The 22,015-nt window shown below is 69.7% G+C and carries 21 protein-coding genes; 7 read left to right on the plus strand and 14 right to left on the minus strand.

Annotated features, from left to right (window positions below):
* Nucleotides 1-27 precede the first annotated feature (27 nt).
* From ygiD to BZG35_RS10840, 4 genes are all read right to left on the minus strand, one after another.
* The gene (gene ygiD / locus BZG35_RS10825) at nucleotides 28-783 is read right to left on the minus strand and encodes a 4,5-DOPA dioxygenase extradiol (protein WP_077355659.1); all 756 of its coding nucleotides are present in this window, start codon (nucleotides 781-783) and stop codon (nucleotides 28-30) included.
* A gap of 3 nt (nucleotides 784-786) precedes the next feature.
* A complete protein-coding gene (wrbA, locus tag BZG35_RS10830) occupies nucleotides 787-1,389 on the minus strand; it encodes an NAD(P)H:quinone oxidoreductase (protein ID WP_077355660.1) in 603 nt (200 codons plus the stop codon).
* 77 nt (nucleotides 1,390-1,466) lie between these two features.
* Nucleotides 1,467-1,928, minus strand: coding sequence for a hypothetical protein (locus BZG35_RS10835; RefSeq protein ID WP_150126008.1), 462 nt, complete (start codon nucleotides 1,926-1,928; stop codon nucleotides 1,467-1,469).
* The gene (locus BZG35_RS10840; protein ID WP_077355662.1) at nucleotides 1,925-2,797 is read right to left on the minus strand and encodes a M15 family metallopeptidase; all 873 of its coding nucleotides are present in this window, start codon (nucleotides 2,795-2,797) and stop codon (nucleotides 1,925-1,927) included. The genes BZG35_RS10835 and BZG35_RS10840 overlap by 4 nt, the downstream gene beginning before the upstream one ends.
* Nucleotides 2,798-2,893: 96 nt before the next feature.
* On the opposite strand from BZG35_RS10840, the gene BZG35_RS10845 reads away from it, so the two are divergent.
* The 3 genes from BZG35_RS10845 to BZG35_RS10855 all read left to right on the plus strand — a co-directional run bounded on the left by BZG35_RS10845 (nucleotide 2,894) and on the right by BZG35_RS10855 (nucleotide 5,766).
* Nucleotides 2,894-4,252, plus strand: coding sequence for an MFS transporter (locus tag BZG35_RS10845; RefSeq protein WP_077355663.1), 1,359 nt, complete (start codon nucleotides 2,894-2,896; stop codon nucleotides 4,250-4,252).
* Nucleotides 4,249-5,034 (plus strand): nucleoside triphosphate pyrophosphohydrolase, encoded by a 786-nt coding sequence (gene mazG / locus BZG35_RS10850; RefSeq protein ID WP_077355664.1) that lies wholly within the window; start codon nucleotides 4,249-4,251, stop codon nucleotides 5,032-5,034. Before BZG35_RS10845 ends, mazG begins: the two co-directional genes overlap by 4 nt.
* A 78-nt stretch (nucleotides 5,035-5,112) precedes the next feature.
* A complete protein-coding gene (locus tag BZG35_RS10855; protein ID WP_077355665.1) occupies nucleotides 5,113-5,766 on the plus strand; it encodes a hypothetical protein in 654 nt (217 codons plus the stop codon).
* A gap of 99 nt (nucleotides 5,767-5,865) precedes the next feature.
* Here BZG35_RS10855 and BZG35_RS17960 read toward each other — a convergent pair whose 3' ends face one another.
* The 7 genes from BZG35_RS17960 to dusB all read right to left on the minus strand — a co-directional run bounded on the left by BZG35_RS17960 (nucleotide 5,866) and on the right by dusB (nucleotide 13,982).
* A complete protein-coding gene (locus tag BZG35_RS17960) occupies nucleotides 5,866-6,138 on the minus strand; it encodes a hypothetical protein (protein ID WP_171981938.1) in 273 nt (90 codons plus the stop codon).
* A 378-nt stretch (nucleotides 6,139-6,516) separates the two neighbouring features.
* Nucleotides 6,517-7,812, minus strand: a complete 1,296-nt coding sequence (gene hflX, locus BZG35_RS10865; protein ID WP_077355667.1) for a GTPase HflX — start codon at nucleotides 7,810-7,812, stop codon at nucleotides 6,517-6,519.
* Nucleotides 7,813-7,954: 142 nt separating this feature from the next.
* The gene (hfq, locus tag BZG35_RS10870) at nucleotides 7,955-8,200 is read right to left on the minus strand and encodes an RNA chaperone Hfq (protein ID WP_013269198.1); all 246 of its coding nucleotides are present in this window, start codon (nucleotides 8,198-8,200) and stop codon (nucleotides 7,955-7,957) included.
* 186 nt (nucleotides 8,201-8,386) lie between these two features.
* On the minus strand, nucleotides 8,387-9,250 hold the full coding sequence (locus tag BZG35_RS10875) for a D-amino-acid transaminase (protein WP_077355668.1): 864 nt from the start codon (nucleotides 9,248-9,250) through the stop codon (nucleotides 8,387-8,389).
* A complete protein-coding gene (locus BZG35_RS10880) occupies nucleotides 9,250-10,656 on the minus strand; it encodes a sigma-54 dependent transcriptional regulator (protein ID WP_077355669.1) in 1,407 nt (468 codons plus the stop codon). The genes BZG35_RS10875 and BZG35_RS10880 overlap by 1 nt, the downstream gene beginning before the upstream one ends.
* Before the next feature lie 9 nt (nucleotides 10,657-10,665).
* Complete coding sequence (locus BZG35_RS10885) at nucleotides 10,666-12,927, minus strand: PAS domain-containing sensor histidine kinase (RefSeq protein WP_077355670.1); 2,262 nt, start codon at nucleotides 12,925-12,927, stop codon at nucleotides 10,666-10,668.
* Nucleotides 12,924-13,982 (minus strand): tRNA dihydrouridine synthase DusB, encoded by a 1,059-nt coding sequence (dusB, locus tag BZG35_RS10890; protein ID WP_077355671.1) that lies wholly within the window; start codon nucleotides 13,980-13,982, stop codon nucleotides 12,924-12,926. Before dusB ends, BZG35_RS10885 begins: the two co-directional genes overlap by 4 nt.
* Before the next feature lie 64 nt (nucleotides 13,983-14,046).
* Here dusB and BZG35_RS10895 point away from each other — a divergent pair, with 64 nt between their 5' ends.
* Nucleotides 14,047-15,183, plus strand: coding sequence for a bifunctional 2-C-methyl-D-erythritol 4-phosphate cytidylyltransferase/2-C-methyl-D-erythritol 2,4-cyclodiphosphate synthase (locus tag BZG35_RS10895; protein ID WP_077355672.1), 1,137 nt, complete (start codon nucleotides 14,047-14,049; stop codon nucleotides 15,181-15,183).
* An 8-nt stretch (nucleotides 15,184-15,191) separates the two neighbouring features.
* Here BZG35_RS10895 and BZG35_RS10900 read toward each other — a convergent pair whose 3' ends face one another.
* Complete coding sequence (locus BZG35_RS10900) at nucleotides 15,192-17,492, minus strand: fused MFS/spermidine synthase (protein ID WP_077358058.1); 2,301 nt, start codon at nucleotides 17,490-17,492, stop codon at nucleotides 15,192-15,194.
* An 88-nt stretch (nucleotides 17,493-17,580) separates the two neighbouring features.
* Here BZG35_RS10900 and BZG35_RS10905 point away from each other — a divergent pair, with 88 nt between their 5' ends.
* On the plus strand, nucleotides 17,581-18,075 hold the full coding sequence (locus BZG35_RS10905; protein ID WP_077355673.1) for a CinA family protein: 495 nt from the start codon (nucleotides 17,581-17,583) through the stop codon (nucleotides 18,073-18,075).
* Nucleotides 18,072-18,317 (plus strand): sulfurtransferase TusA family protein, encoded by a 246-nt coding sequence (locus tag BZG35_RS10910; RefSeq protein ID WP_077355674.1) that lies wholly within the window; start codon nucleotides 18,072-18,074, stop codon nucleotides 18,315-18,317. The genes BZG35_RS10905 and BZG35_RS10910 overlap by 4 nt, the downstream gene beginning before the upstream one ends.
* Here BZG35_RS10910 and BZG35_RS10915 read toward each other — a convergent pair.
* Nucleotides 18,283-19,155, minus strand: coding sequence for a YihY/virulence factor BrkB family protein (locus BZG35_RS10915; protein WP_171981939.1), 873 nt, complete (start codon nucleotides 19,153-19,155; stop codon nucleotides 18,283-18,285). The genes BZG35_RS10910 and BZG35_RS10915 overlap by 35 nt on opposite strands.
* Nucleotides 19,156-19,420: 265 nt before the next feature.
* Between BZG35_RS10915 and BZG35_RS10920 the strand changes: the two genes are divergently transcribed.
* Nucleotides 19,421-20,719, plus strand: coding sequence for a diguanylate cyclase domain-containing protein (locus tag BZG35_RS10920; protein ID WP_150126133.1), 1,299 nt, complete (start codon nucleotides 19,421-19,423; stop codon nucleotides 20,717-20,719).
* 11 nt (nucleotides 20,720-20,730) lie between these two features.
* Here the strand turns inward: BZG35_RS10920 and BZG35_RS10925 are convergent, their stop codons facing one another.
* The gene (locus BZG35_RS10925; RefSeq protein ID WP_077355677.1) at nucleotides 20,731-21,981 is read right to left on the minus strand and encodes a glycosyltransferase; all 1,251 of its coding nucleotides are present in this window, start codon (nucleotides 21,979-21,981) and stop codon (nucleotides 20,731-20,733) included.
* Nucleotides 21,982-22,015 lie beyond the last annotated feature (34 nt).

Genomic DNA, 22,015 nt, shown 5'->3' on the forward strand with positions numbered 1-22,015 from the left:
GCAGGACGTCAGCGGCAAGCGGCCTGATCAGCCGATCCGCACGCCCGTCATCGAGATCGAACCACCCTCGATCACGTCGTTGAAGAAGCTGACGGCATCGCCCGGCTCGGCCTGGGCGGCGACGTAGAGCAGGGGCAGATAGTGTTCGTCGGTCGGGACACTCAGCTGGGCGTCCTCGGCCAGACCGACCCAGTCGATCAGGGCGTCGTGATCGCCGCGCTCCAGCGCCGACTTGACGGCCGCGTTGAACCCGGTCGCCCAGCGATAGGCCTCGCCGCCGTCCCGCTTCCAGGTCCGCAGATTGTGGACGAAGTCGCCGCTGCCGGCGATGACGATGCCCTCGTCTCGCAGCGGCTTAAGCCGCTTCGCCAGGTCGTAGTGGCCCCGCGCATTCAGATCGCGGTTCAGCGACAGCTGCACGACCGGCACAGCCGCGTCCGGCCACACATGAGCCAGCACCGACCACGTCCCGTGATCCAGCCCCCAGGCCTCGACCGGCTGCGCTCCCGTCAGGGCGGCAACGCGCGCCGCCAGCGCCGGCGACCCCGGGGCCGGATACTGGAACGCATGAAGCTCCGGCCCGAAGTTGCCGAAATCGTGGATGGTCTCAGGAATCGCCTGCGCCGTCACGCCCAGCCCTCGGGTCTCCCAGTGGGCCGAAACCATAACCACGCCGGCGGGCTTACCCAGATCACGCCCCACCGCGCGCCAGGCGTCCGCGTGCGGACCGCCTAGGGCGTTCATGGGGGAGCCGTGCCCGAAGAAGACCGCCGGCTGGCGCATGGATCAGGCCGCCAGCTTCTTGGCCAGACCGGCGATGTACTGGCCCTGGTGACGGGCGCCATCCAGCTCGTTGGCGCTGGGCTGACGCGAGCCGTCGCCGCCGGTGATGGTGGTCGCGCCGTAGGGCGAGCCGCCGGAGATCTCCTCAAGCGTCAGCTGGCCTTGGAAGGCATAGGGCAGGCCGGCCACGACCATGCCGTGGTGCATCAGCGTCTGGATCAGGCCGATCAGGGTCGTCTCATTGCCGCCGTGCTGGCTGGCCGAGGACGTGAAGGCCCCACCGACCTTGCCGACCAGCTTGCCCTGGAACCAGACGCCCCCGGTCTGATCCCAGAAATTGCGCATCTGGGCCGCGGCCGTGCCGAAACGGGTGCCCGCGCCGACGATGATGGCGTCGTAGTTTTCCAGCTCGTTGACGTTGGCCAAGGAAGCCTTCTGGTCCAGCTTGTAGTGCGACTGGATGGCCAATTCCTCGGGCACGGTCTCCTGCACGCGGCGAATGTCGACCGTCACGCCTTCCACCGAGGCCGCGCCTTCGGCGACGGCTTCCGCCATCTGTTCGATGTGGCCGTAGGTCGAGTGATAGAGAACCAGCACCTTGGTCATGGGACGCTCCTGTCAAATGCGATACTGCAACAACTGCGGTAGCAGATGTAGGGGTTCACTTGAGGGGCGCAAGGGCCTCAGGCCGTTTTCGATCCGACGATGGGACAGGCGGCCGCATAGAAGGCCGCGTCCGCCGGGACGCGGTGGCCGCGACCGGCCCGGAACCGGTGCTCGACCGCCATGGCCTGCTGCTCGATGTTGAGCGCCGTCCAGTCGCAGCGAGCCGCCGGATAGCCGTAGGCCGCCGGCCCGTCCCCGGCCTTCATCTTTCCGGCCAGCAGGTTGACGCCGCTCTGGGCCTGCCAGACGTGAACCATTTCGTGGATCAGCACGGCCTGAAGCGAGACCGGCGCGACGGAGAAATCCTCCGGCAGGCCGCGCGCCGGCCACAGGATCCAATCCCGACCGACCCAGTGGCCCGGCACGAAGGCCCGGTCGAACGGCCACGGCGTGCCCACCAGACGCACGGCATCCAGCGCCACGGTCTCGCCGAACTCTCCCCGGATCAGCCGCCGCTCCCCCGCCGTCAAGCCTCTCACGGCGTTCCGTACGGCGTGCTCGGGCCCACCCATTCCCAGTGCCAGGGCTCATAGAGATAGGGGACGAAGCCGAAGCGACCGGCGTTCTTGACCAGCCAGCGATAGGTGGCCCCCTGGCTCATGTGCAGGCGGCTGGCGGGGTGGGTGGAGTCCACCCCCATCCCCAGCAGTTCACCGACATACAGATCGACCGCCGTGCCGGTGCGGTGCGGTGAACAGACCGCGCGTCGCAGCCCATCGCAGTTGCCGGAGGCCGCGCAGCGGGCCGCGTCCGCCTCCGGATCGCGGAAACCGGAGAAGATCTGCAGCAGCTCGGGATCGTTTCGGACCTCCGGCACCTCGGCCCGCGCGGCGGCGACCAGGCGGCGATAGGCGTCCAGCACGTCGCGGCGCAGCAGCCGCGTCAGGCGATCGGCGTGTTCCTCGGACTCGACCAGATAGCCGAGCTCGCGGATCGGCGGCGGGTCGGGGCATTCGTCTCGGACCCGGGCCATGACGAAGGGTCTGCGTTCCTGAAGCAGGCCCCTCAGGATCTGAAAGGTTGGCTGGTCGAAGATGCCGGTCGCGGCCAGGCCATGGCGCGACTGGAACCCGGCCAGGGCGGCGGCGAAATCGGGCGAGTTGGCCGGACAGTCGGTCCCGATCTCCTGCTGCAACAGGGGCACGTAGGTCACCCAGCCCCACTCGGTGCTGCCGAACGGCGACCACTCCAGCGAATATTCCGAGATGGCATTGGCGAAGGCCGCGCCCGCCCATTGGGCCTGCTGGCTATCGCACCGCGCCTCGGCACGGGCGGGCGTCGTCAGGCCGAAGACCCCCGCCAGTATTCCGATCAGCACCGCCATCCGCATCGCCCCAGCAAGCCTCATGGGAGCGATCCAGGCAAGGCCCTCTTCCGCCGCGCCCAAGTCTGGCATGGTCGTCCGGCGCCGACTCAAGCCTCGCGGCGCGTCCAGGACCGCCGGATGACCGACGCCCCGCCCGCCCCCGCCCCGGGCCGCCGCTCCAACCGGGTGCTGGCCGCCTTCTCGGCCCCGGGCCTGCCCTATTCGGCGATCGGCCTGCCGCTGGCCGTGAGCCTGCCGGCCTTCTACAGCCAGTATGTCGGGCTGGACCTGGCGGCGGTAGGAACCGCCTTCCTGCTGGTCCGCTGCCTCGACATCTGTTTCGACCCCGTCGTCGGCTGGGGCATGGACCGGACGAAGTCCAAATGGGGGCCCTATCGGACCTGGATGGCGGCGGGGACGCCGATCCTGATGCTGGCCGTGGGGTTCATCTTCTATGTCCAGCCGGGCGCGGGGTTCGGATACCTGTTCGTCTGGCTGCTGGTGCTCTACGTCGGCTTCTCGATCACCACCCTGGCCCAGCTGGCCTGGGGCGCGGTCCTGGCGCCGCAGTACGACGAGCGCAGCCGGCTGTACGGCTGGTGGCAGTCGGCCAATATCGTCGGCGTCCTGATCGCCCTGTTCATCCCCACCATCGTGCTGCAGGCCGGCTGGGGCACCTATGAGGACGGGGTGCGGGCCATGGGGCTGTTCATCCTGATCAGCCTGCCGGTCACCCTGCTGGTCGCCGTCCTGATCGCGCCGGAGCCCCAGGTGGCGCGCGGCGAGACCCACGGCGCGCTCAAGGCCTGGATCGCCCTCTTCGCGCGGCCAGTGGTGCGCAAGGTGCTGTGGTGCGACCTGTTCCTGGGCATCGCGCCGGGCATCACGGGGGCCCTGCTGTTCTTCTATTTCGAGAGCATCAAGGGGTTCGACCGGGGCCAGAGCCAGATCTTCATGGTGCTGTATTTCGTCGCCGGCCTGATGGCGGCCCCGTTCTGGTCGTGGCTGGCGGTGCGGGTCGGCAAGGATCGCGCGCTGCAGATCGCCTCGATCGCCTTCGCGGCCCTGTACGCCCTGATCGGCTTCCTGCCGGCGGGGAACTTCACCGTCACGGCCATCGGCCTGTTCATCGCCGGTCTGCCCTATGCGGCCGGTCTGCTGCTGAGCCGGGCCATGATGGCCGACGTGGCCGACGAGGTGCGGCTGGAGACCGGCGAGGACCGGATGGGGCTGCTGTTCTCCTTCCTCAGCCTGACGACCAAGCTGGGCTATGCCATCAGCGTCGGCGTCCTGATCCTGCTGGCCTGGGTCGGGTTCGACCAGGCCCCGGGGGCGGCCAACAGCCCGACCGCCCTGACGACCCTGACCCTGCTGTTCCTGGCGCTGCCGACGGGGCTGCTGGTGCTGTCGGCCGTCGTGTTGAGAGCCTATCCCCTGACCGCCGCCCGCCATGCCCAGGTTCGCGCCGGCCTGGCCGAGAAGGACACCGCCCCATGACCCCGACCGAACGCCTGCGCGACATCATGGTGCGGCTGCGCGACCCCCAGGGCGGCTGCCCCTGGGACGTGGAGCAGACCTTCCAGAGCATCGCCCCCTATACGATCGAGGAGGCCTATGAGGTCGCCGACGCCATCGACCGGGGCGACATGGGCGAGCTGAAGGGCGAGCTGGGCGACCTGCTGTTCCAGGTCGTCTTCCACGCCCGGATGGCCGAGGAACAGGGGCTGTTCGCGTTCGACGACGTCGCCGACGCCATGTCCGACAAGCTGATCCGGCGGCACCCCCATGTGTTCGGCGACGAGGCGGCGAAGGCCGACGGTCCGGCCCAGAAGCTGCGCTGGGAGGACATCAAGGCGGCCGAGCGGGCGGGCAAGGCGCAGCACGGCGTGCTGGACGACGTGCCCGTGGGCCTGCCGGCCCTGCACAGGGCGGCCAAGCTGACGAAGCGGGCGGCGCGGGTCGGGTTCGACTGGCCGTCGACGGACGAGGTGTTCGACAAGCTGGACGAGGAGGTGGCCGAGCTGAAGGTCGAGATCGCCGCCGGCGACCTGGACAAGGCCCGCGAGGAGGTCGGCGACCTGCTGTTCGTCGTCGCCAACCTGGCCCGCAAACTGGGGGTCGAGCCGGAGGACGCCCTGCGCGGGGCCAACGCCAAGTTCGTGCGCCGGTTCGGCTTCATCGAGGCGGAACTGGCGAAGGACGGGCGGACGCCGGAGCAGTCGGACCTGGCCGAGATGGACGGTCTGTGGGACGCGGCCAAGGCGGCGGAGCGGGCCTAGGCACCGCCGGGCGCGAGGCCGTTTGCCTTCGGTCCGGATCGGGGCTCATAGTTCGCCATCGGGACCGGGGGGCTGACCATGGACGCGCACCAACTCAACGTCGCGAGCCACGTCGGGACCGGGGCCCTGGCGCTGCTGATCGGCCTGGTGCCGCTGTTCAGCCGCAAGGGCGGGCCGCTGCACCGGTGGTCGGGACGGGCGACCGTGGGGCTGGGGGCCGTGGTGCTGGCCAGCGCGGTGATCGCCGACGTCCTGTTCGATCCCCCCGCCCCGCTGGTCGCGGCGACCCTGAGCGCCGGTTACCAGTATCTGAGCGGCCTTCGGACCCTGGCCCTGAAGCGCGCCGGGCCGGGTTGGCCGGACGTCGCCCTGGCCCTGACCGGCCTGGGGCTGGTCACCCTGCTGGGGCTGCACATGGGGTCGGGCACCGCGTCATGGCCGCCGGCGATCGGCTATGCCACCATCGGCTTCATCGCCACCGTGATCGTCTATGACCTGAGCCGGCACCTGTGGATCGGGCTCTGGCGGCGGCAGGTCCGGCCGCTGGACCATGGGGTCAAGATGATCGGCTTCTATTTCGCCATGCTGTCGGCCCGGGCCGGCAACCTGCTGGAGCAGTGGCAGCCCCTCAGCCAGGTCCTGCCCTCGGCGATCGGCATGGTGGCCATGGTCGGCTTCGTCGTCTGGTACAGTCTGAACCCGATCGGGCGGCGGGAGATGGCGGCGGCGTGAGATCGGTCTCCTCCCCGTTCGCCGCTTGGCGAATGGGGAGGTGGATGCGAGCCCTTGCGAGCAGACGGAGGGGTTCTGCGTGCGCGAAGAACCCCTCCGTCACTCCGCTGCGCTGCGTGCCACCTCCCCATCGCTACGCGACGGGGAGGAGACTGGTTTGGGCTCCGAAAAAACCGGGTGCAAGGCGTCCAAATCCTGCGGCTCAGCCTCCGAACGGACGCCCAACGCCTTCAATTCGTTGACATTCCCCTCCCCCTCCCCGACCAGCCTCAGCGGCTCGCGTCTGGACTCGATCGCGGGCGGAGCGAGGTCGGGCAGGTCGGCCATGACCTGGGCGCGGGCGCGGTCGCAAAGCTTGTCGTAGACCCGCATCCAGGTCGAGGCCTCCGACGCCCGGCCCATGCCCTGGCCGCGGCGACGGGAACGCCGGCCAAGAGCCTGATGCGGATGTTGGGGACCGGCGGGAATCCGACGGCGGCAAAACTGTTCGCCGTGATCGGGCATCTGCAGACGGCGTCGGGGGTGACGCTGGGGGTGCGGGCGGCGTGAGACGGCCAAGGCCTTCCCCCGCGTTTGGCGGGGGAAAGCGGTTCGTCTTCGGCCGAAGGCCGAACAGGACCGATGGGGGAACTTTCCTGTCGGCGGCGAGGCGGGCAAGCGAAGTAAGATTTCCCCCATCGGTCCTGGCCTCGCTTCGCTCGGCGATGGACCGCCTTCCCCCATGAAGAATGGGGGAAGGACTGGCTCGCCCTAACCGAACTGACGCTCGAACCGCCCCATGGCCTGCGGGTCCAGCCGCACCGTCAGCCGCATCCGCCCCTGATCGTCCGTGTCGCGCGCCGTCACCCGGCCGTGCTCGTAAAGCCAGGCCAACGCCTCCCCCTGTGACGGCTGAAGCACCAGTTCCGTCTCGGGGTCGTCGTCGATCAGGTCGGTGATGGCCTGGCGCAGGGTCTCGATCCCCTGCCCGGTCCAGGCGGAGACGGCGACAGCGGCGTTGCCGGAGCGGGCGGCCTGGCCCTCGATGGCCTCGCGCGTCTCGGGGTCGAGGAGGTCGGTCTTGTTCCAGACCTCGAGGATGCGGCGGGGTTTTCCGTCGGGCTGTTCGATCTGTTTCAGGACGTCCTCGACGTCCTTGGCCTGGGCCGCCGTGTCGGCCGAGGCGATGTCGCGGACGTGGAGGATCAGGTCGGCCTCGCCCACCTCCTCCAGGGTCGCGCGGAAGCTCTCGACCAGTTCGTGCGGCAGGTCGGAGATGAAGCCCACGGTGTCGGCGATGATGGCGGGGCGACCCTGCGGCAGGCGGATGGTGCGCTGGGTGGTGTCCAGGGTAGCGAACAGAAGGTCCTTGGCCAGGACCTCGGACCCCGTCAGCCGGTTGAACAGGGTCGACTTGCCGGCGTTGGTGTAGCCGACCAGGGCAACGGCCGGGAACGGGGCCTTCTTGCGCTGTTTGCGGTGCAGGCCGCGGGTGCGGCGGACCTCCTCCAGCTCGCCCTTCAGCTTGACGATGCGGTCGGCGATCAGGCGGCGGTCGAGTTCGATCTGGGTCTCGCCGGGGCCGCCGGTCGAGCCAGTGCCACCGCGCTGCCGCTCCAGGTGGGTCCAGGTGCGGACCAGGCGCGACTTCTCATAGTCCAGCCGGGCCAGTTCGACCTGCAAGCGGCCTTCTTTCGTCCGCGCGCGGCGGCCGAAGATCTCGAGGATCAGGCCGGTGCGGTCGATGACCTTGCAGTCCCATTCCTTTTCCAGATTGCGCTGCTGCACCGGGGTCAGGTCGTCGTCGATGACGGCGGCCTCGGCCTCGGCGGCGCGGATCAGGGACGCCAGCTCCTCGACCTTGCCGGTGCCGAACAGGGTGGCGGGCGTGGTCTTGCGCAGGCGCACGACCTCTTCGGCGCGGACGTCGAGGTCCAGGGCGCGGGCCAGGCCGGCGGCCTCTTCCAGGCGCTCCTCGGCCGGGCGGGACGAGCGCTCGCCCATGTCGGGGTGGATGACGACGGCCCGGATCAGGGGGACGGAGTGGTCGATGAGTTTGGTGGTCAGGGGGAGTTCCGGGTGGCTGGTGGTTGGTGGTTGGCGGCTGGTGAAGGGACGCGCGCGAGGTCACATGTAGGTGCTCGCCCCGTCCAGCGCATCAGTCGCTACCGCCTACCCATTACCAGCCACCAGCCACCAGCCACCGACCTCAGTCCTCGTCGGCCTCGGGCTCGTACAGCTGCACCGGCGCGGAGGGCATGATGGTGGAGATGGCGTGTTTGTAGACGAGCTGCGACTGGCCATCGCGGCGCAGCAGCACGCAGAAATTGTCGAACCAGGTGACGATACCCTGGAGCTTCACGCCGTTGACCAGGAAGATGGTCAGGGGGGTCTTGGTCTTGCGGACCGAGTTGAGGAAGGTGTCCTGAAGGTTCTGACGCTTGTCTTGCGACATGGCAGGTTTGTCCTGTTCTTTGTTGTTCGCCGCGTCGGGGAAGGACGCGGGGCCGGTTGAGCCCGACCTTGTCAGCTTAGACGGCGCGGTCGCCGCGTCGCAACGTCGAATCGCTGTCGAGGGAGCGCGGACCTCCAGGACCGCATCCTGGCCATGAAGGGCGGACCTGGAGGTCCGCGCTCCTCTCTAGATGGCCTCGCGCTTCGCCGCTTCAAGATAACGGGCGCGCAGTCCGGTGGCGATCGGGCCCGGGGTGCCGTCGCCGATCTTCACCCCGTCGATCGAGACGGCGGGCATGACGAAGGCGCCGGCGGCGGTGAAGAAGGCCTCCTTCGCCTCCTTGGCCTCCTCGACGCTGAAGGGGCGCTCGTCCAGCTCGATGCCCTCGGCCTCGATCATGGCCATGAGGGCGGTGCGGGTGATGCCCTTCAGGATATTGGCCTGGGTGTCGCGGGTGCGCAGCTTGCCGGCCTTGTCGACGATCCAGGCATTGGTCGAGGAGCCCTCGGTGACCAGGCCCATCTCGTCGACCATCCAGGCCTCATAGGCCCCCTTGTCGCGCGCCGCTTGTTTGGCCAGCACATTCGGAAGCAGGCCCACGGTCTTGATATCGCAGCGACCCCACCGGATGTCGGGGTGGGTCACGACGGCGACGCCCTTGGCGGCCTGGGCGTCCGAGCGGGTGGAACTGAGCGATTTCGAGGTTACGACCACGCTGGGCGGAGTGCCCGGGGCCGGGAACGGATGGTCCCGCCGGGCGGTGCCGCGCGTGACCTGCAGATAGACGATGCCGTTGCGCACCCGGTTGCGGCGGATGGTTTCCTTCAGGACCCGGGTCAAGGCCTCGGCCGACATGGGGATGTCGATGCGGAGTTCGGTCAGGCTGCGGTGCAGCCGGGTCATGTGACCCTCGAAATCGGCCATGCGGCCGTCGAACACCGACCACACCTCATAGACCCCGTCGGCGAACTGGAAGCCGCGATCCTCGACGTGGATCGTCGCCTCCGCGTGGCGCTGATAGACCCCGTTCACATAGGCGACCCGCGACATCAGTCGACACTCCCTTCGTCTTCGTCCCCGCCGCGCGAGGGCGACACGCCCAGCGACTTCAGCTTTCTGTGCAGCGCTGACCGCTCCATGCCGATGAAGGCGGCGGTACGCGAGATATTACCCCCGAACCGCATGATCTGCGCGGCCAGATATTCGCGCTCGAACACCTCGCGCGCCTCGCGCAGCGGCAGGGCGATGGTGCGCTCGCTGCCCATTCCCGAGTTGCCGGTCGAGGCCACCTCCTGGGGCAGCATGTCGGCCGAGATCGGGTCGTTCAGGTCGCCGGTGGCCAGGATCAGCAGGCGTTCGACGTTGTTGCGCAGCTGGCGGACGTTGCCGGGCCAGGGATGGACCTGCAGCACGGCGATGGCGTCGTCGCCCAGCCGGCGGCGCGGCAATCCCTGCGAGGCGCTGAGCGTCTCGATGAAATACTCGACCAGTTCGCCGATGTCCTCGCGCCGCTCGGACAGCGGCGGCACCCGGATGGGGACGACGTTCAGGCGATGGAACAGGTCCTCGCGGAACCGCCCCTCGGTGATCTCGGTCTTGAGGTCGCGCGAGGTGGAGGTGACGACCCGGACGTCGACCTGGACGTCCTGTTCGCCGCCGACGCGGCGGAACCGCTGCTCGACCAGGACGCGCAGGATGCGGCTCTGGCTCTCGCGGGGCATGTCGCCGACGTCGTCCAGATACAGGGTGCCGTTGTGGGCCCGCTCGAACACGCCGATCTTGCGCGGACGACCGTCGTGGCTCTCCTCGCCGAACAGTTCGAGGTCCAGACGTTCGGGCGTCATGCCGGCGGCCGAGATGGCGACGAACTCGCCCTTGGCGCGCGGACTGGCCTCGTGGATCTGGCGCGCGACCAGTTCCTTGCCCGAGCCGGGCGGGCCGGAGATCAGGACCCGGCTGTTGGCGGGGGCGACCTTGGTGATCGTGGTGCGCAGCACCTGGGCCGCCGCCGAATGGCCGATCAGGCCGGTCGGCGTCATGGCCTGGGCGCGCAGCCGGCGGTTCTCGCGCTTCAGCGACGCGGCCTCCAGCGCGCGCTCGATGACCACCACCAGACGGTCGGACTTGAAGGGCTTCTCGATGAAGTCATAGGCCCCCCGCTTCAGGGCGCTGACCGCGGTCTCGATATTGCCGTGACCCGAGATCATCACCACCGGCAGGTCGGCGTCGAGGGTCTTGACCAGGTCGAGCAGCTCCAGCCCGTCCATGCCCCCGCCCTGCATCCAGATGTCGAGGACGATCAGGCTGGGCTTGCGGGCGCGAATGCCCGCCAGCGCCTCCTCCGAACTGGAGGCGACGCGGACCGAATGGCCCTCGTCCTCCAGCAGCCCGGACACCAGGTCGCGGATGTCGGCCTCGTCGTCGACGACCAGGATATCGGCACCGTTTGAACGCATGTCGCCTCGCTATTCGGCCGCCAGCGAGCGCGAGCTTTGAGGCTCGGGCGCACGGTCGGCTTTGCCGGGGGGGATGAGGGGAAAGATCAGGCAGATCTTGGCGCCGCCGAGAGTGTCGGCGTCGGCCAGTTTCAGATCGCCGCCATGGTCCTCGCAGATCCGCTTGACGATCGCGAGCCCCAGGCCGGTGCCTTTTTCGCGGGTCGTGACATAGGGCTCGATCAGGCGGTCGCGGTCGCGGACCGGCAGGCCCTTGCCGGCGTCCTCGATGACGAAGGTGGCGACCCCGCCTTCGACGTCCAGCCGGGCGAGGATGGCCACCTGGCCCTCGTCGACGGGGGTGCCGAGGCGGCGCGCGGCCACCGCCTCTCCGGCGTTCTTGAGGATGTTGGCGAGGGCCTGGCCGACCATGCGACCGTCGGCCTTCATCTTGGCCCTGGGCAAGGGCTCGACCAGGTCGACGACCAGGTCGGGGGCGGCGACGCGCTGGGCGAAGACCGCCTCGCGCAGGATCTCAGCGGGATTGACGTTGGTGAACCGGGGCGCCGGCATCCGGGCGAAGGACGAGAACTCGTCCACCATGCGGCCGATGTCGCCCACCTGGCGGATGATGGTGTCGGTGCAGCGATCAAAGATCTCGACGTCCTCGGTGATGGCTCCGCGGAACTTGCGCCGCAGCCGCTCGGCCGACAGCTGGATCGGGGTCAGGGGGTTCTTGATCTCATGGGCGATGCGGCGGGCGACGTCGCGCCAGGCCGCGTTGCGCTGGGCCGTGACCAGACGGGTGATGTCGTCGAAGGTCAGCACCATCTCGCCGCCGACCCCGCCCTCGATGCGGACCCGCAGACGGCGCATCTCGCCCTCGCGCGACACGTCGATGTCCTCCTCGATATGCGCCTCGACCCGATGCACCAGTTCGCCCAGCTCGGGCGCGACGTCCGCGAGATTCTGGCCTCGAACCTCGAGTTCCGAGATCGAAAGCAGCTGCAAGGCACTGTCGTTGATGGCCGAAATTCGACCCCGCTTGTCCAGGCCGATGACTCCGGCGCTGACACCGGACAGCACCGTCTCGATGAAGCGGCTGCGATCCTGGGCCTCGTCGCTGGCGGTCTTCAGGGCGGCCTGCTGGGCCTGGAGGTCGCCCGTCATCCGGTTGAAGGCGCGGGACAGGGTCGCGATCTCGCCCGGCGCGCCGTCGGCCTCGACCCGGGCGGACAGGTCTCCGCCGGCGACCTGATCGGCCGCCTTGACCAGCCGGCCGATGGGGGCGGAGATGGCGCTGGCGGCGGACATGCCGAGCCAGACGGCCCCGACCAGCACCAGAAGCGCCGTCTCCAGATAGCTGAGCGCGAAGGCGGCCTGCAGCCGGGCCCGGCTTTCCTCGGCCACGCGATAGCCCTGGATCGACTCCTCGCCGTTGCGCATCTGGGCCACGATGCCGGGGGCCAGCGGCCGCACGATATAGAGATAGGCGTCGCCATAGGCGGGCAACGGATAGACGGCGCGCACCGTGTCGGGGTTCTCGGTCACCGTCACGGGAGCCACGGCACCCTCCGAGGCGGTCTCGAACACCTCGCGCGGCGGGGCCACATAGGGGGGCGCGCCCGCCAGGACGCCCTGGGCCAGCACCTCCCCCTCCCCGTTCAGGATATAGACGGCGGGATAGCCGAAGAACTCGGCGATCTGGGTCAGGGCGCCGGAAAACTGGATGCGGTTGTCGAAGACGTCGCGGATCCCGCCCAGTTCATTGGCCATGGTCCCGATGTCGCGGTCCAGGCCGTCGCCGACATCGTTGACATAGGCCCGCCCGATGGTGGCGCCGTTCTCCACCGCCGAGCGGACGTTCTGGCTGAACCACTGGTCCACGCCCCGGTTGACCAGCAGGCCGAACACCAGGGCGATCAGCACGGCCGGCACCACGGCGACCAGGGAGAAGACGGTCACGAAGCGCAGGTGCAGGCGCGCGCCGGGGTCGTCCTGGCGGTTCTGCGACAGCTTCAGCACCCGACTGCCGATCACCGCCGCCAGGCCCAGGATCAGAACCAGATTGCCGACCAGGATATAGAGGACCGCCACACTGGCGGTGCCCCGGGCGTCTCCGCCCGCCGTGCCGCCCGGCGCGACCGCCACCAGCCAGATGGCCGCCCCGGCGATCAGAATGGCCAGCACATAGGCCGCCCCGAAGGCCGCACGCGCCCGGCCGGCTTCGAACCGCCCCCAGAGGGAGGGCTCGCCTTCGGTCGCGCTGGGCTGGACGGGGGTGTCGCTCATATCCCGATAGCTTCTGCCCCCTGTGGCGAGATATCAACAGGGTCGTGGCGAAAATGCTTCGTAATCGGCGTGTCCCAGAGCGAAGCGAGTGCGTCGATCACCTGTTCGGGGTCGTCCAGGCGGCAAATCTGACCCTTGGCGGCGCGCCGGGCCTCGGGCGCGGCGGGCCATGGGGCCTGTTCGACGTACCAGCCGAGGTGTTTGCGGAACATCTTCAACCCCAGCCCGGCCCCATAGAAGGCGACCGAGGCGCGCAGGTGGGCGACCACGATGTCGAAGCGTTCGTCTCGGTCCGGCTCGGACAGGACCGTGCCGTCCTGCAGGGCCCGGTCCAGGTGCGCCGCCAGCCAGGGGCGGCCGTAGACACCGCGGCCCAGCATCAGGGCATCCGCCCCCGATCGCCGCAGCGCCTCGCGCGCCTGTTCGGCGGTGACGATGTCGCCGTTGACGATGACGGGAATGCCGACGGCCGTCTTCACCGCCGCGATCGCGTCCCAGTCGGCGTGGCCCGTATAGAACTGCTGGCGGGTGCGACCGTGGACGGTCACGGCCTGGACGCCTAGGGCCTCGGCCCGCATGGCCATGTCCGGGGCGTTGCGGCTGGTGTCGTCCCAGCCCAGCCGCATCTTGACCGTCACCGGTCGCGCGGTGGCCGCGACCACAGCCGCCATGATCCGACCGGCCAGATCCGGGGTGCGCATCAGGGCCGAACCGGAAGCCGAGCCGGTCACCTCCTTGGCCGGACAGCCGAAATTGAGGTCGACGATGTCGGCCCCCGCCGCCTCCGCCATGCGCGCGCCCTCGGCCATGGCCGCCGGATCGCGCCCGACCAGCTGGATCACCGTCAGGGGCAGGCCATCGCCGACCGCCGCCCGGCGCATCACATCGGGCCGGCCCCGCGCCAGCTCGGCCGAGGCCACCATCTCGGTCGCCACATAGGCCGCGCCCAGACGGCTGGCGAGCTGACGGAATGGCAGGTCGGTGATCCCGGTCATGGGGGCCATCAGTACCCGTCCGGGGATGACCACGTCGCCGATCTGCAATCCTGCGCTCATCCGTACGTCACCATCCCACAGAGAGGCTCTCGTCAACCGCGAAGATGGCCCCTAGAAGGCCGCCATGAGCTTTGCAGCGATCGTGGTGGCGGCCGGAACGGGTTCCCGGGCCGGGGGCGACAAGCAGTGGCGGCCGCTGGGCGGCAAGCCTGTGATCCGCTGGTCGGTCGAGGCCCTGCTGAACGCCGGAGCCGAACAGGTGGTCGTAGTCGTGTCCTCGGACGGTCACGGCAGAGCGGCCGAGGCCCTGGCCGGTTTGTCGAACTGGACGGCGGTGAGCGGGGGAGCGGACCGCAGCGATTCGGTCCAGGCGGGGCTTCGCGCCCTCTCCGGCCCCGGCGATCGGATCGTCCTGGTGCACGACGCCGCGCGGCCGCTGCTGTCCCCGGACGTGATCGCCCGTCTGATCGCGGGTCTGGCCGATGTCGACGGTGCCATCGCCGCCCTGCCCCTCGCCGATACCTTGAAGCGCGGCGAGGCGGAACGGATCGAGGCCACGGTCGACCGCGCCGGCCTCTGGCGCGCCCAGACGCCCCAGGCGTTTCGCGTCGACCGGCTGCTTGCCGCCTATGCCGCCTGGCCGGCGGGCGAGACCCCGACCGACGACGCCGCCGTGGTCGAGCGCGCCGGCGGTACGGTAGGACTGATCGCCGGCGACCCCCGCCTTATGAAACTGACCTATCCCGAGGATTTCGCCATGGCCGAAGCTCTGATCGCCCGACAGACCCGCGTGGGGTCCGGTTTCGACGTCCACCGCTGGGGCCCCGGGGACGCGGTCTGGCTGTGCGGCGTCGCGATCCCGCACGATCAGACCCTGATCGGCCATTCCGACGCCGACGCCGGCCTGCATGCCCTGACCGACGCCATCCTGGGCGCGTTGGGGGCGGGCGATATCGGCGACCACTTCCCGCCCGAGGATCCGCAATGGAAGGGCGCGGCCTCGGACCGCTTCCTGGTCCATGCCGCCGATCTGGTGAAGGCCCGCGGCGGCGAGATCGTCCATGTCGACGTCACCCTGATCTGCGAACGGCCCAAGGTGAAGCCGCACCGTCAGGCCATGCGCGCGCGTCTGGCCGAACTGCTGTCCCTGCCGCTGGACGCCGTCAGCGTGAAGGCGACCACGACCGAAACGCTGGGCTTCACCGGCCGGGGCGAAGGCCTGGCGGCCCAGGCCGTGGCGACGATCGAACTGCCGCGCTGATCAGGCGATCAGCTCCGCCCCTGGAAGTGACGCCACAGCGATCCGAACAGGTTCACATAGTCGTCGGTCCACGGCTTGACCTCGGTCTCAGGTAGCGTGCCCCACCGTCGGTCAGCGCGGAACCGGGCAAGGCCCGCCTCGGTCGGGGACAGGAGCATGGCCTCGGTCGAGGCCTCGGCCATATCGGGCGCGGTGGCCGCCTCCGCATAGATCTGATGCAGGTAGGGCACGCCCAGGGCCGCGGCGGCGGCCTGGGCCGGCTGGGTGATGTCCAGGTTGCGGTTCGACAGATGGAGCAGCAGGACGCCGTCCGGCTTCAGCAGCTTCAGATAGGCCGAGACGGCCTCGACCGTTAGCAGGTGGCTGGGCACCGCGTCCGACGAGAAGGCGTCGATGACCAGATAGTCGTAGGTCCCCGCGGCCTCGTCCGCCATCGTCAACCGGGCGTCGCCCAGAACGGTCCGCACCGGCCCGTCGGCGCAGTCGGAGATGAAGGTGAACCACTGCGGATCGCGCGACAGTCGATCGACCATCGGGTCGATCTCGAAGAAGGTTAGGCTGTCCTCGGCGCGCTTGTAGCCCGCCATGGCCCCGGCCCCCTGCCCCACCACGCCGACGTTCACGCCGCGGCCTTCGTTGCGGAGCTGGAGCCCCTGCATGACCTGACCGAGGGGCGTCGACGGCGCATAGTAGAGGGTCGGCATGCAGGCGAACCGGGGATCCACCGGCTGGGCCCCGTGCAGTGTGGTGCCGTGCATCAGGACATGCACCCGCCCGCCCAGACGGTCGTCGATCGGGCTGGCCACCCGCATCACGCCGAAGAAGCTGCGATCGCTGAGGTCCCAGGCATAGCCCCGCGCGATGTGGTGGGCGCTCATGGCCAGGACGGCCAGGACGATGGTGAAGAAGATCGCCCGGTTGCGGAGCAGGAAGGCGCAGATGGCCACCGCGAGGAAAAACATCTGAGAGGTGCGCAGAATGCTTTCCAGGGTGAACAGGGCGCGGAACTCGGGCTCGAACCGCATGACCTCAAGGCCGATCGGAGGAACGAGCGCCAGCAGGATCCCGGCCAGGAACAGCGCGATCTCCGCCCGGTGGACCGGACGGTCCAGGCCCCAGGGCCGCGCCAGTCCGATCAGGACCAGCACCAGCGGATACTCCCACACCATGTTGAAGACGACCGGGGCGATCAGGGCGTTGAAGACACCGCCCGCCACCCCGCCGATGGACAGCAGCAGGAAGAACTCGGTCAGGCGATCCGGGGGCGGTCTGCGGGCCGCCAGCACCTGGTGGCACATCAGGGCGGTGAGGAAGAAGGTGATCAGATGCAGGGCGAACATCGCCAGCCAGTCGCCGTTCCGGAACGGCAGCAGGACGATGCAGGCCGAGGCGAAGGCGCCCTGCAGCAGGAAGGTCGCCCACAGGGGGATCCAGGGTCGCGCCTGGAAGGCGATGACGAAGGTCAGCAGATACAGGGCCAGGGGCACCACCCACAGGAAGGGGGCGGAGGCGACGTCGGTCGACAGGTGCTGGGTCACCCCCAGCATCAGGCTGGACGGGGCGGCCGCCAGCAGGATCATCTTGCCTTTTTCGGCCCAGGGGATGGCCGGGGTGCGCGCGACCGGGGCCGCCTCCAGGGCCAGACCGGGGTCCCGCCGCCAGGTCACGGCCGCCAGGGCGATCACCAGCGCGACGAACAGGGCATAGCCGCCGCTCCAGGCCGCGCGCTGCCCCGACAGGGTCAGCAGCGGCTCGACCACGATCGGATAGGCCAGCAGGGCCAGGAAGCTGCCCAGGTTGGAGGCCGCGTAGAGAACGTAGGGGTTCTGGCCGTCCGCATGCCCGGCCCGCACCCGCGCGAACCAGGCCTGCAACAGCGGGGCGGTGGCCGACAGGACGGCGAACGGAGCCCCGACCGACAGGACCAGGGTGGCGAGCAGCCAGCCGATCGGCGCGGCCGGGTCGGGGTCGCCCAGCAGGCCGTTGATCTGTAGCGGCAGGAACAGGGCGGCCAGGGCCAGCAGGGCCAGATGCACCCCCAGCTGGGCGCGCAGGCTTTTCAGGCGCTGCAGCGCATGGGCGTAGGCATAGCCGACCAGCAGCGCCGTCTGGAAGAACACCATGGCGGTGTTCCAGACCGATGGCGAGCCGCCCAGCATGGGCAGGACCAGCTTGGTCACCATCGGCTGGACCACGAACACCAGGGCCGCCGAGGTGAAGATCGTCCCGGCGAACAGCAGCGGCGTGAGCCGATCGCCGCGCGGTGTCCCAGAGGCCGGCGCGCCCGGATGCAACACGGTTTCGGACATGGGCGCTCCGATCAGGCTCAGGGTCGGCTCGACACGGCCGCTGGCGAGGCCCACGCTTAGCCGACTCGGCGCAGGTGCGGATAGGGCGATGTTTCCAGAGGATATCGAGGCGCTGGCGCAGGCCGTGATCGCCGCCGCGACGGCCGGCGGCCTGACCCTGGCCACGGCCGAGAGCTGCACGGGCGGGCTCGTGGCCGCGGCCCTGACGGCGGTTCCGGGATCCTCGACCGCCGTGGACCGGGGCTTTGTCACCTACAGCAACGCGGCCAAACGCGAATTGCTCGGGGTTCCGGCCGACCTGCTCGACCAGTTTGGCGCCGTGTCGGAACCGGTGGCGCGGGCGATGGCGGAGGGCGCGCGCAGCCGGGCCGGGGTCAATCTGGCGGTGTCGATCACCGGCATCGCGGGACCCGGCGGCGGATCGGCCGAAAAACCGGTCGGGCTGGTCCATTTCGCCCTGGCGACCGGGCAAGGCGTGATCCACGCGGCGCACCGGTTCGGCGACATCGGGCGCGAGGCGGTGCGGCTGGACAGCGTCCGGGTCGCCCTGCGGCTGCTGCGGGACACGGCGGAGGCGCGATGACGACCGATCCGGTCATCGTCGACGCCCGGGGCCACCGCTGTCCGGTCCCCAGCCTGCGGCTCCGCAAGGCGCTGGAAGCGCGGCCGGACGTCGAGGCCTTCGTCCTGCTGGCCACCGACCCGATGGCGCGGATCGACGTGCCCTATCTGATGGGAGAGCTGGGGGGCCGCCTGGTCTCGGTCGAGGAGACCGAGGACGGGCTGGCCCTCACCGTCGCGAGGCGCGCCGTTCCGAGAGATTGACGACCGAACCCTTGATCTCCGGCGCGATGTCGGGGGCACCCTGTGAACGCGCCGAGATCTCCATCTCCGTGGCGAAGGCCCCGCCGTAGAAGATGGCGTTGACGTTCCACGACAGCCAGATCAGCAGCACCACCACGGCCCCCACGGACCCATAGGTGGCCCCCAGCTGGGCGATCTGCTCGACGTAGATGGCGCACAGCCACGACGACAGCATCGACATGATCGTGGCCACCACGCCCCCCGCGATCGAGGGGCCCCATGCCACCGGGTCGCGATGCGACATGGCGTACCGGTACAGCAGGGTCAGACCGATCCCCAGACCGAGGGCCGGCCACAGACCGTCCAGCGGCAGCCCGCCGCCGCCCGCGGCGACCGGCCCGGCATGTTCCAGCAGGCGCGAGGTGACGACCGCTCCGGACACCACCGTGAACAGGGCGAAGGCGAACAGGGCGACAAAGAAGGCCAGCAGGTTGAATTTGAAGAAGCCATGCGGCTCGGTTTCGTCGTGGATCAGGTTCAGGCCGGCGAGCAAGGCCTTGAACCCCCGATGCGCGGCATAGGCGCCGACCACCAGGGCGAAGGCGCTCTGGGTCGAGACGGTGCGGGCCGAGGCGTTGGACAGGCGCTCGATCTCGGCCCTGAAAATGGCCCGGGCGGCGTGGGGCATGACGTCCGCCAGGGCGGCCGCCTGTTCCCCGACCTGGGCGATCGACAGCACGGCCTTGTAAAAGCCGATCAGGATGGCGATCGCCGGGAACACCGCCAGCAGGGCGAAGAAGGACACGCCGCCCGTGTAGAGCATGACGTCGCGGCCCCAGCTTCGGGAGAAGGCCCGCATCGAGAGCCCGCCCCAGAACCCTGGAGACGTCAGTTCTGACCGATATGCGTTCAAGCCGGTTCCCGCCGCAGCCTCTGTTTTGTGACCCTACCGTAAAACAATCGGCGGGGGACCGTCCACTGCCCGCTGTTTTTGCCGGAAGCGTGTCAGCGCCGTTGCACCGACCGGTGGGGCATCACTATGGTCCGCGCGCCCACGCTGGGCCCGACGGCATCTGGCCGGCGGATGAGGGGGACGTCGTTTGGAAGTGCAGGAGCCGCGTGTGCTGGTCGTGGCCGCGACCGACGAACGGATCGGGATCCTGTGCCAGGGACTCGATTCGCTGGGCTGGCGCACGATGACCGCCCGGACCGGCGCCGCCGCCGTGGCCGCCCTGACCGACTTCACCCTCGAGGTCGCCATCCTCGACGCGGATCACCCGGAGATCGACGCCCTGCCGCAGGCGCTGCGTCGCGCGTCCGGCGCGCGGCGCCTGCCGATCCTGGCCATCGGCGAAGGTCTGGTCGAAGGCGGCGATCTGGACATGGTCGCGGTGACCACGCCCCACCCCGCCCAGGCCGCCCTGCGGATCGAGCAACTGGTCCGCGCCGCCATCGCCGAAGAGGAGTTCCGGCTGCGGCAGGCGACCTTCACCCTGCATGGCGCGACGCTCGACGCCGGGGCGCCGGACCCCTCGCCGCTGCAGATCCTGATCGCGGGCGCGCCGGATCACCGGTTCCTGGCCCTGTCGAACACGCTCGCCGCGGCGGGGGCCAGAGTCGTCGCCGCCCCGACGCCCTATACGGCGTTCGACTATCTGCACGAGGCGGCCTTCGACGCCGCCGTGCTGTGGGGGGCCCCCGACCATGCCCCGGCCCTGTCGATCGCCTCGGGCATGAAGCGCAATACCCGCCTGTTTCACATTCCGCTGGCGCTGCATCTGCGGAGCGAGGGCGAAATTAACCTCAGCGAGTTGTTCAACCGGGGTTTCTCCGAGGTCGCCGCCGCCGATACGCCGGAGACCGACACGGCCGCCCGGGTTCTGTCGCTGGCCCGGACCCATCGCCGTCACCTGGCGATCCGCAGGGCCCTGGAGAGCGCGCGGGGCGCCGGGATCATGGACCCGGCGACGGGTCTGTTCACCCGCACCCTGTTCGCCAGCCATCTGGGTCGGGTGGCCGAGGCCGCGACGGCGCGCCGGCGTCCCCTGTCGATCTGCGTGCTGCGGATCAGCGAGACCAACGCCCTGACCCGCGCCCGCGTCGGCGGCTGGCTGGATCGGGCGATGCCGCAGATCGGCGCCATGGTGGCGCGCCTGGTGCGGGTCGAAGACACGGCGGCGCGGCTGGCACCCCACGTCTTCGCCCTGGCCCTGCCGGCCACGCCGGCGGCGGCGGCTCGTCTGGCGGCCCAAAGGATCGCCGCCGTGATCGGCTGCACGGCGTTCGACGCTGGCCCGGACCAGTCCCCCTTCGTGGCCGAGTTCGACGTCGGTTCGGCCGAGCTGATGCCGGGCGAGAGCGCGGCGGCGGTTCTGGAGCGCGCGTCCGCGGACCTCCATTCCACCCGCTCGGCCAGGGCCTGATCGCGCTGCCGTCAGTGGATCGGCAGTGAGTCTTCCGGCTGGACGAACTCGGGCCGACCGCTGACGTCGGCATAGGTCATGCACAGGTCCTCGAACACGCGGGGCCAGGCGAAGCGCTCGACCGTATGCACCCGCGCCGCCGCGCCGACGGCGTCGATGTCGCGTTCGAACAGGGCCTCGATGGCCTGGGCGTAGTCGTCGGGATCGGCGCTGCGGGCCAGCTGACCGACCGCATCGGTCACCGTCTCGGCGACCCCGCCGGCATTGACGCCGACCACCGGGCGGCCACAGGCCATGGCCTCCAGCACGATCAGGCCGAACGGCTCCTTGTCGTTGGCATGGACGAAGGCGTCGCACGAGGCGATGATCCGGGCCACGGCGCGGGGGTCGCGTTCGTAAGGCAGGGCGATCACCCGGTCCTCGGCCGGCATTCCGGCGCCAGCGCCGACCAGAACCAGGTGATAGGGCGCGCCCAGACGCTGCACGGCTTCGATCAGGACGTCGATGTTCTTCTCGCGCGCCGGGCGACCGGCGAAGCACAGCAGGCGGGCCTCCCGGGGCAATCCAAGCTTGCGCAGAAGGCCGTCGCGGTCCCGCCGGTCGGGCCGGAAGGTATTGATTTCCACCCCCAGGGGACGGATCACGATGTTCTTGACGCCGGCTTCTTCCAGCCGCTGGGCGATGAAACGGCTGGGCGAGATGACCCGGTCGAACTGGGTGAACAGGCGCGCCCAGCGCTTCTCGACCGGCTTCTTGGCCCATTCGCCGAAATGCAGGGCAGCCAGGGCGGCCGGGTCGGAGTGGCAGAAGCCTACGACCGGGCAGCCGGCGCGCTGCCCGGCTTCCAGCGCCCCCTGACCCGGGGTGTAGGGATCGCCCGCCTCGATCAGAGCCGGTTTCATGGCCGCGACCCAGGCGCCCCAGCGCTTCACCGAACTGGGCCAGCGATAGCCGTCGCCGAAGGGCAGTTTGGTGGCGTGCAGCTTGATGATGCCGTCGCTGCCGGCCTCATGCCGCGCCCCGGGTACCACCAGCGAATGGGCCACGCCCGGCCGGTTCGCCTCGATCCAAGCCTTCTTCGACAGCAGGTACCGCTTCACCCCACCCGAACGCGGCGCGTACAGCATGGTGGTGTCGACCATTCGGGGACGGAGATCCGCCGTGGACGCCTTGAGCGATCTCAAGGTCTCGGCGACCTCCTCGTCGAGTCCGGGAATGAGGCGTAACTCGCCCTCCTGCACATCGAGATCGGTCGTGGTCATAGATTCACTTTCCTGCGTCCTGCCAGGAACGACC

The organism is Brevundimonas sp. LM2 (assembly GCF_002002865.1).
In the GTDB taxonomy this organism is placed as follows: Bacteria; Pseudomonadota; Alphaproteobacteria; order Caulobacterales; family Caulobacteraceae; genus Brevundimonas.